This window comes from Niastella sp. (assembly GCF_045805085.1).
Classification (GTDB): Bacteria; Bacteroidota; Bacteroidia; order Chitinophagales; family Chitinophagaceae; genus Niastella.
This window is the reverse complement of the sequence record NZ_JBJMLX010000416.1, coordinates 36,130-45,888: the sequence shown is the minus strand read 5'-3', so window position 1 is coordinate 45,888 and position 9,759 is coordinate 36,130. Positions and strand designations below refer to the sequence as shown.

Annotated in this window: 5 protein-coding genes; 3 read left to right on the top strand and 2 right to left on the bottom strand. The window is 44.8% G+C overall.

All coding sequences use genetic code 11. The features are described from left to right. Positions 1 to 91: 91 nt before the first annotated feature. Positions 92 to 2,866 carry a SprB repeat-containing protein gene (locus tag ACJ751_RS21690; protein ID WP_407747618.1) on the bottom strand — a complete coding sequence of 925 codons (2,775 nt, stop codon included), beginning with the start codon at positions 2,864 to 2,866 and terminating at the stop codon, positions 92 to 94. Positions 2,867 to 3,005: 139 nt separating this feature from the next. Next, a complete protein-coding gene (locus ACJ751_RS21685; protein WP_407747617.1) occupies positions 3,006 to 4,346 on the bottom strand; it encodes an alkaline phosphatase family protein in 1,341 nt (446 codons plus the stop codon). 352 nt (positions 4,347 to 4,698) lie between these two features. Between ACJ751_RS21685 and ACJ751_RS21680 the strand changes: the two genes are divergently transcribed. From ACJ751_RS21680 to ACJ751_RS21670, 3 genes are all read left to right on the top strand, one after another. Further along, positions 4,699 to 6,408: a tetratricopeptide repeat protein gene (locus tag ACJ751_RS21680; RefSeq protein ID WP_407747616.1), complete on the top strand. Its 1,710-nt coding sequence runs from the start codon at positions 4,699 to 4,701 to the stop codon at positions 6,406 to 6,408. Between the two features lie 375 nt (positions 6,409 to 6,783). Beyond that, positions 6,784 to 9,015 carry a peptide-N-glycosidase F-related protein gene (locus ACJ751_RS21675; protein WP_407747615.1) on the top strand — a complete coding sequence of 744 codons (2,232 nt, stop codon included), beginning with the start codon at positions 6,784 to 6,786 and terminating at the stop codon, positions 9,013 to 9,015. Positions 9,016 to 9,094: 79 nt separating this feature from the next. Beyond that, positions 9,095 to 9,658 (top strand): RNA polymerase sigma factor, encoded by a 564-nt coding sequence (locus ACJ751_RS21670; RefSeq protein ID WP_407747614.1) that lies wholly within the window; start codon positions 9,095 to 9,097, stop codon positions 9,656 to 9,658. Positions 9,659 to 9,759 lie beyond the last annotated feature (101 nt).

Here is a 9,759-nt window from a genome sequence, read left to right as displayed (position 1 = left end):
ACAAGTCTTAACATTCGGAGTCTCCGGTAATATTCGGGAAACCTGAGTTGTAAATTCCTGTGCCTTGATTCTTGTATCTGGTACCTTCTGCCTATAGTTTCACTATTTGCACTGCAGTACGTCCTCCATCTCCACTATACACTACCAGGTAATTTCCTTTGACCAACCAATTCGTGTTAATGGTGGTTTGCTGGCTGCCTTTGGCAACAGGTTGGGTTAACCATACCTTGCCATCGATGCCTGTAATTTGAATAACGGCAGTTTTTGTACTGGCTGCATGTGTAACTTTTATCTCACTGTTGTCGGTGATCAGCCGCGGCGCTACCGTAATAGTATTGGTATCATTATTTATAGAAAGCGTATGGCTGTAGGTGAACCGACCGTCTATGTCAACCATTTGCAGGCGATAATATAACAGGCCAGGCAATGGTTGATAGTCGGCTGTTGTGTAGTTGCCGGTACCTTCACCGGATACCATCACTTTTTGAATGGCATTGAAATGGATGCCATCTGTACTTCTTTCCACTATAAAATGACTGGTATTTAGTTCCTCAGCGGTTTCCCATTGCAATACAACGGTATTACCCCGGCGATTTCCGTTGAATTGCAACAGTGTCATGGGCAGTATGCCGGTTATAGAGCAATTTGTTACCACAAGCCTGTGCGTTTTGGTATTGATACAGCCGTTGATGTTGCTGGTTGCAGAAACAACATAATTCCCGAAATCGTTCGTCGTGAGCGGGGTCAGCCCAAGCGTATTACCGTTTACGATATTTCCGTTAGGACGTTGCCAGCTGTATGTATAATAAGGATTCACAGGCAGCGAAAGGGTAGTGTTGGTACCCACGCAAACAGTTCCGGCAACATGTACTGCCGGTACACTGAGTGTATCGATGATTACACTGTTTGAGAAGCTGTTGCCACAGGCATCGGCCAGCTGAAGGGTATAGGCGCCCGCGGTTAAACCTGAGAAGATATTGCTGTTTTGTAAAGGTGTGGTGGTGGCGCCAGCGGAGATACGGTACCTGTATGGCGAAACACCTGAATTGCTGTCTGGCAACAGTGCTATCGTGCGTAGATTGTTGCAAACAGCTATCGCCGGCGCCATTGCAAAAGCGGGTTGTGTATAAGCCGGTATCACAATGGTCGATTTTAATGTGTCACAGCTATAAGTGCTCATGCCTTTTAAATAATACCAGGGAGATCCCTGTTTGCTATAACCATAGTAATTGTCATAGGTGCCCGGCGGCAAATTCACAACCGAATCAGTTAATGGAAAATGATATGCGTTGAAAAACCGGTTACCGACCAGGATTTGACCATCATATAAGCCTGTGCTGGATTGAGCTGTAAAGATGATCTTGTTGTCATTGATACATCCTTTTTTTAGCGTAGTGGAAAAGGTAGAATGCCGCAATTCCGCCGGTGTTATGGTAAGGGTTACAGTAGAACGTGCGCCACAGGTGTCCACCGCGATGAGGGTATACGTGCCTGCGGTAAAATAATTGAGCGTTGCGTTGCTATTGTTAAAGGATAGGTTCTTTATCGTATCGGGATATGTGTAATTATGCACCGTGCCATCGGCAAATGTAACGGAAGGCGGCCCCGATGCTATAATGATATTAACCTGGGTGGGGTTGTTGAGGGATACTGTGACAGCGGTTGTCCCTTCTTTACAAACATAACCGGAAGAGCGGCCAACATATAGCTGCAACGCAGGCCGTTGTTCCCAGTTGAAATAAATACTGTCTTTTGAACAACAATCCTGTCGCACTACCCGGTAGTTATTGCCAGGCGGAAAACCGGAGAACGTGGAGTTATTGGTTTGTGTGGCTACTACTACATTCGCCGGACTAACCAGGTTATAGGTAATAGTGTTACAATGATATTTGTTAGTAGCGCCAGGACTATTGTCTGAATTCTGATCAAATGTATAGGTAAGCGATTGGCAACCACTCAGGATCCTGGTAGCGACCATATTCAGTCCATATAAATAGCCATTAGCAGATGTAGTGTACCCACAACCATTCGACATAGTGAAGGGAAGGGGATCCGATGCACCCGGAACGTGGTGGTACCTGAAACGGAAAGTATCTATAATTATATAGCCGAGATTGGGCGGGCGCAGTTCATTACTATTGAACACATGGGTTTGCGTAACACCATTAGGCAATGTCAATGTAATGGTATAGGGCGGTCGTACAGAGCCGTTGTTAGCTATAGCATAAGGAATGGAAAAAGAATCACACCCTTCATATTTGGGATTCTCCCGGTTTGCAAAAAATGAGCCGATATTCCCATCGGGTAAAGTAACGGTCCTGGTTTGAAAATTACCACAAGAGTCAGTTACCTGGTACGTATAAGAACCAGCCGGCAAACCGGTGAACACGTTGCCCGGTTGTGCGGGTACGATAACCGGTGATGGATTTACCAATGCGTAGGTAAAGGAGGGCCGTCCTTTTGTAACGGTTATCGTGATTTTACCATCGTTACCACCAGGGCAGGTGGGCGATGTAAGCTGTTCTGTGGGCACAGGTACGCCATATGAACCGGTAATCGTAAAGTTGGCGGTACTGGATGTATTACAATTATCTGTAACGCGAACGGTATAACTGCCGGCTGAGAGTGATTGAAATTGATTTGATGATTGGGTTGGTACCAGTACAGGGCCGGCTGTAATACTAAAATTAAAAGGAGCGGCGCCACCCGTTAGCTGTACAACAGCTGTGCCTGATGCCTGGCAACGGCTTTCGGTAGTTGTTACTTTCGTGATGGATAGTGGGATTGGGGCGGGACATTGTGAAAAAATATCATGGGTAAACAGTAATAACAGGGATACACATATGCCAGGTACGGAATAACGCATAGGATCAAATGGTTTAGACGCCAAGAACGACCATGCCTACCATTTATTGAAAGCGGGGAAATAGAAATATAATGCTAATATAAAAATGGGCCAACCGCTAACGGTAGGCCCTCTGTCAATAATCGAAGAGTGGGTAGAGCTATTTTAATAATCCTTCCAGCAATACGCCGTCACCGGCGGGCATGTTCAGATTTAATAATTTACTGATCAGCGGGGCAATATCAACTAAACCCATTTGCGGTATTACCACGCCTTTCTTAATACCATAACCAAAGGCAACAAAACCGGTTTGTATTTCTTTGAAGTCAGGGTAGAAACCATGGGTGCCGCCTTTGCCGGCTCGAATGAATTCACCACTGGTGGCGCCGGAAAAAGCATATCCCTGTTTGGCAGCTAACGCCAGAGTAGCAGACCCATCGGCGCCAATGGCATCCATCTCTTCCCTTGTTTTTATTATGAACGTCTTTTGTTGGGCCAGGGGCAGGCTGTTCAGTAACTGCAGTACTTTCTCTTTGGTTTGTTTGTCGTTTTTGTCTTTTAACTGCAGAAATGCTGCACCACCGGCTTGATGGAAATAAGCTTTCCAGTTTTCTGGTTTTTGCGGATCGTATAAACCGGCTTTTACCAGCAACACATTGGGCGCAATGTTTGAATGAATATCTACAAAACCATGATCACCGGTAACTATAAATGTGGTGTTATCGGCAATGCCTGCTTTTTGTACAGCTTCCCTGATACTCTTGATGGCTCTGTCGACTCCGGCAATAGCCGCGCGAACTTTATCACCATCACGGCCCTGCTCATGTTCAAAATGGTCAACCGTAACCAGGTGAACTGCGAGTAAAGCGGGTTTATATTGACGAATAAGATAACAGCTCATACGGGCCAGGTTTTCATCTATGCCCAGGTAGTCGCCGTTAAAATCAATTTCTTCCAGTTTGCCTGTCGCATGTTGTTCCACTTCTTCATACAATCCAGCGGGCGTTGCATTTTCCTGCAGGGCTTTCGACATCACGCGGTCCTGTCCTTTTTCTTTGGGCAGGTACCAGTATTCAGGAATGTTGTAGGTTGCTGGTCCGCCTACAGATACGGGCCAGAAAACAGCGGCCGTTTTCAACCCTTTTTCTTTTGCCACGCTGAACAACGTAGGCACTTTTATATTTTCATATTTCCACAACCAGTTGCCCGTAACACCGAGTGGTTCAGCAGGGGTGTTATAATAAACACCATGTTTCAGCGGCTTTACGCCGGTGATCATGGTTGTGTGAGAAGGGTAGGTGACCGTTGGGAAAACGCCTTCTACGCCATCGGCGTAAGAACCCGTTTCCATAGCCTGCCGCAAGTGCACCATGTTCCAGGAAGGGTCTTTGTAAAATTCAGGCCTTAACCCGTCGATACTGATCAGCACAACATGCGATTCCTGTGCAGCGAGTGAATGGCACAACAAAAAAGCACCAACTCCAAAAAGAAATTTCTTCATAATTAAGCGCGAATTTAAATGGTCTGGTTTCTGTTCAAAATGAATTTAATGTTATGATTATGTGTATGCTTACTATTTAGCAAATAACATCGAACAATAGACTATTAAAAGGGTTGCATGGTACTAGTAAAAAAATAGTTTTTTATATTGCCAATAATTTTTTATTATCGCATTACTGACTGTTTTTCAATTCCTGTTATTCTCCGCTTTTATCAAGATCGATGTTGAATCAGATTCTTGCCTGCATTAACTATTAAAATAATGATGCTGCCTGCAATCTCCCGGCCGTATGGCAGATGGAGCAGGTCATCGTATGTAACCAGAACGGCTGAATTAACTGAACTAAACGAACATGAGAACTATTATTGTGCTATTGTGCCAGCTATTACCTGCACTGGTTATAGCCAGGCCCGGGCAAACCGATTTTTTATCTGTACTGAAAAATGCCAACCGGGAAGACCGGCTCACTGTTGCCCGGAAGATCTATAACGATCAGATCATTCACCTCGATTCTGCACAGGCGTTTGTTGCATTGAACCACATCAGTCAATGGGCTACCAACATACATGATATGCCCCTGAAAATATTTTCGGTGATGGCCATGGGCGATTATCTCAAAGAATATTTCAGCAACCAGCGCAATGGCAAAGCGCTGGAATTCTTTACTACTGCACTCAATATGGCTTTGCGGCTGGAGATGAAAGAAGCTGAAGCGGAGATCTATAACAATATGGGGTGGTTGTATTACAAACAGGATAAATTTCCCCAGGCCTTTGAATATATGATAAGAGCCAATAATATTATCCAGAAGATAGGATATGAGAATTATCCATATGCAAGCCGTTATTTATATGATCTGGGTTATATCTATTGCGACTTTGGAAATTTCGATAAAGCAAAACTGTATTTATCGGAAGCCATCAGGTATCCATACAGCAATTCATTGTATGCCGTTCGCACGCTGAATACCCTGGGATTGGCTTACCGGGAATTGAAACAGTATGACAGCGCTATTTTCTATTTCACCAGGGGACTGGATACTGCCCGCGTCATCCATAATGTTGCCTGGACGGGTATCCTTTCGGGCAACCTGGGAACAGTGTATTACTTTTTAAAGCAGAACGACGAAGCTGTTCCTTTATTAAAAACTGATTACGAGCTAAGCATGGCCAGTAAAGAATGGACCAGCGCCGCCAATACCATCATCATGCTGGCCGATCTGGATCTGGATAAGCATTTGGTGCAGGCTGCTGCCTTAAAACTGGAAGAAGCGCGGGAGGTGATAAACAGACAGACCGACCGGCGGCCTTTTGTGTATTATGCTTTACAAAAGGCGCGCTTATTCAAATACCTGAAGCGGTACGACAGTGCTTTTACCTATCTGGATACTGCCCGGCGGGTGGTGAACAAGTTGAACCAGCGGCGTGATGCCGTCGTGTTCAGTCAGGCCGAACAGAAAGTAGCGGTGGAATTGCATTTGTCGGAAATGAAGTTGCTGGAGAGCGAGAAAAGCAAAATGGTGCTGGTACGTAATTTTATAATTGTGGTGATCCTGCTGGTGTTGATCATTGCCGCCCAGCTCATCTTCCGCCAGCAATTAAAGCAAAAGAAAAACAAAGAGCTGCTGAATAACGCCGTCAGGCAGTTGCATTATTATATCGACAGCGTGCGGGAAAAGAACCAGCTGATAAACCAGTTTAAACTGGAAATTGAACAGTTGCACGCGCAACCTGAACAGTACATGTTGCTGCAGGAAAAAGAGGCGATTGCTGCGAAGCTGAAACAGTATTCTATCCTCACAGAAAACGACTGGAATGAATTCAGGAACTTATTTGAAAAAGTACAAATAGGATTTTTTTCTACACTCAAACAACGCTTCCCCGATTTAACACCTTCGGAACAACGTTTACTTGCCCTGATGAAGTTACAACTGTCGAAACGGGAAATGGCCGGCATGCTTGGCATTGCGCCCGACTCCATTAAAAAAACACGACAGCGTATTCGCAAAAAAATTAATGTGGCGGATGATGCGGCCCTCGAAGAGCTGGTAGCCTCACTGTAGGCTTAAGGCCAAAAGTTCAACGCCTAAAGCGGTTACCTAAGCGCTGCAGCCTCACTAACGTGGGGTTGAGAAAGTATTGCTTTTTGCTTACAACTTTGGGTCAAACGTTAATGTGACACATTTATGTTATGTGTTATGGTTAAGTGAATACCTGTATAGGAGGGGATGAAAATGTGGAAAATCCCGTTTGTCCCGATGTTGTCCCGGTATTGTAGTCACCCTGTCTCCCCCTTTTTTTACTCTATTAACGTAATAATAATATATAGCCCAACTGTACTATTTGAAAAACGATCATGATCTGTTGGTTTTCGAAACACAGATCAGATTCCCGGATCAGATATAAATAATTTGACAACCAAAACTCAACTGTAACAAATGAGCCATTTTGTACGGGCAGTTATGTTATTGCTCATTATTGTTTTTCTGCTATCTGCAAAAAGTTTAGCCAACCCCGGCGACACTACCTGGGTACAGGCGCAAAATGATGTACAGCTCGACTGGTACAATGATTTCGACTCCCCTGTAAATTTTCCTTCCGGCACTGTTTCTTATCGCAAAATAATTATGGTATTTACACTGGGTAAATACCAGTGCCCGGCCGGTACGCAATATTGTGGCGACTGGGATTATACAGTACAGAATTTTTTAATGACGCCTACCGATACGTTTGAATTATCCCGGCTAATTACTCCATACGCCAATGCCTCTTATCCCAGAACACCCTTGGGCTGGAAGCAGCGGTATTATTTTGATGTAACAGATTTTTATCCCCTGCTGAAAAATGCAGCGACTATCCGGTTGAGTTATCATAACTACTCCGGCGGATTTACCGGTAATATAAAATTCGCTTTTATCGAAGGTGTACCGCCCCGCAATGTAACTGGTATTAAAAGATTGTGGCATGGCGCTTTTCCATTTGGCCGGTCCACCGACCCCATAGAGAATTACCTGCCAGCTACGACCTTAACCGTGCCTGCCAACACGCAGCAGGCTAACATGAATTTTACCGTTACCGGTCATGGCAGCGACAATACCGGTTGTTCAGAATTCTGCAGCAAATATTATCAGGTGTATGCCAACAACAGTTTAAAGGAAACCAAAACAATCTGGAAGGACAATTGCGGCAGCAATAATTTATATCCGCAGTCGGGCACCTGGGTGTACAACCGGGCCGGCTGGTGCCCCGGAGAACAGGTGACTACTAATGTTCATCCCCTGGGTGCCGTCACTGTGGGCAATCCATTGAATGTAGATGTGAATTTTCAAACATACACCGATAATGGCAATGCCTCCTACATTATTGAATCGGCGTTGTTCTTTTATGGGGCGTATAATCAAACTGTAGATGCAGCTGTTGAAAACATCATAGCGCCCAATGACTATGAAGGGAATTTTCGCGCCAATCCTATTTGCGGCAACCCGGTGGTGGTTATAAAGAATACCGGCGCCACTACCATTAATTCCGTGGATCTTCAATATGGGGTTGTTGGACAAACCCTGCAAACGTATACGCTCTCAGGCATGGCGTTGGCTTCCTCAAAAGATACCACCATCATTTTGCCCGATCTTTCCGCTTTAACAACCCTGCAGGCTGGTTCCATAAACAAATTTGTTGTTACTATTCAACAGGTAAATAGGAATTCTGACGGATATGCTGTTAATAACAGTATGGGCTCTTCTTTTGTAGCGGCGCCCGACTGGCCTGGCCAGTTTGCAATGGTTATAAAAAGTAATAATTATGCTGCGCAAACCAAATGGCGGATTGAAGATCTGAATGGAACTGTTATTAAACAACGCAGTCCAACCGCAGCATTGACAGTTTACACCGATTCCCTTGAATTGCCCAATGGTTGTTACCGGTTGGTAGTGACCGATGCCAATTGTGATGGCTTGTCGTGGTGGGCCAATACCGCTGCAGGAAAAGGTTACCTATATGCTGCCAAAAGAGATGGCGCCATTATTCCTTTCACCAATGGTTTGCCTGCCTATCCCGCGGCCTTATCGCCTGATTTTGGTTGTGGGTTCACGCAATATTTCCGGGTGTCAAATACCGTGGCGGCAGATCAATTGTTGTTACATGGTGAAGCCAAAGATACCAGCAACCTGCTGACATGGGAAACGTCGAAAGAAACCAATACCGATCATTTTGTCGTGGAGTATTCCACCAATGATACCATATACACGGCCATTGCCAATGTGAAAGCCAATGGCAATACCAATACAAAGTCAACTTATAACGCTGAACATAAACCACCCGTACACGCAGCATTTTACTATTACCGGTTAAAACTGTATTACACAGACGGCTCCTGGAAATACAGTAATAACATTCGTTTGTCGCCGGTAGCCAGTAGTGAATATGCAGTAGATGTACGCCCTGTTCCATTCGATGATGCATTAACCATTCGTATTACTTCGCCCGGTTCGCAAACGGCCGGCATTACCCTGTATGATGTGCAGGGACGGCCCTTGTATGCAACCACCAGCCAGCTGTCAAAAGGATTGAATGTGATCACTATTGACGCAAACCGGTTTGCGGCAGGTGTATATACGATCGTTATTCGCTCGGCGGAACAAAAGCTTGCCAGGAAAATAATTAAGCTATAAACCAAGCCTGGTTGCTACTATATGAAATTGTATTCGTTCAACCTTAATCCGATAGTTAACACAAAAAAACGTACATTTTATGAAGAGCCCAGATTCTAAACTAGTAGTAAAAATGCGTGCAGGCGATGTGTCAGCCTTTGATAGTTTGTATTGGCGTTATTACCAGGTGGTATACCGCAACATTCTGAAACTCACAAAAGACCCACTGGTGTCTGAAGACATCCTGCAGGAAGTATTCATCAGGCTATGGGAAAAACGGCAGGATATCAATTATGAACAGCCTGTTGTGAACTGGATCTTTGTCATCAGCTTTAATTTATCAATAGATTTTACCCGCAAAAAACTGCGGGAACAGGAGCTGCACCGGAAGCTGCTGGTCGACAGTGAAGCCATCCCTCAAAATGCCTCCGTATATGAAGAATATTACCAGTTACTTAAACGGGCTATAGATAACCTTTCTCCCCAAAAACAACGGATCATAAAACTGTGCAAGCTGGAAGGCTATACGTATGAAGAAGCGGCTGCGGAAATGAAGATCTCAAAACATACGGTGAAGGAATATTTGTCGGCGGCCATGGCCAGCTTAAGCGAATATATGCGTCAGCATATGAATAAGGCATCCGGGATGGGGTATGCGTTGTAGGGGGCAAGTTGATCAGTTAACCAGTTGACGAGTTGACCAGGGACGTTGATCGAGTTGACATAGTTGATGAGTTGAGAGAGGTTTGATAAGTTGACAAGTTA

What these genes read in the sequence shown, in the direction of transcription:
- ACJ751_RS21690 (WP_407747618.1), bottom strand. Translation starts at nt 2,866, where the DNA reads ATGCGTTATTCCGTACCTGGCATATGTGTATCCCTGTTATTACTGTTT.
- ACJ751_RS21685 (WP_407747617.1), bottom strand. Translation starts at nt 4,346, where the DNA reads ATGAAGAAATTTCTTTTTGGAGTTGGTGCTTTTTTGTTGTGCCATTCA.
- ACJ751_RS21680 (WP_407747616.1), top strand. Translation starts at nt 4,699, where the DNA reads ATGAGAACTATTATTGTGCTATTGTGCCAGCTATTACCTGCACTGGTT.
- ACJ751_RS21675 (WP_407747615.1), top strand. Translation starts at nt 6,784, where the DNA reads ATGAGCCATTTTGTACGGGCAGTTATGTTATTGCTCATTATTGTTTTT.
- ACJ751_RS21670 (WP_407747614.1), top strand. Translation starts at nt 9,095, where the DNA reads ATGAAGAGCCCAGATTCTAAACTAGTAGTAAAAATGCGTGCAGGCGAT.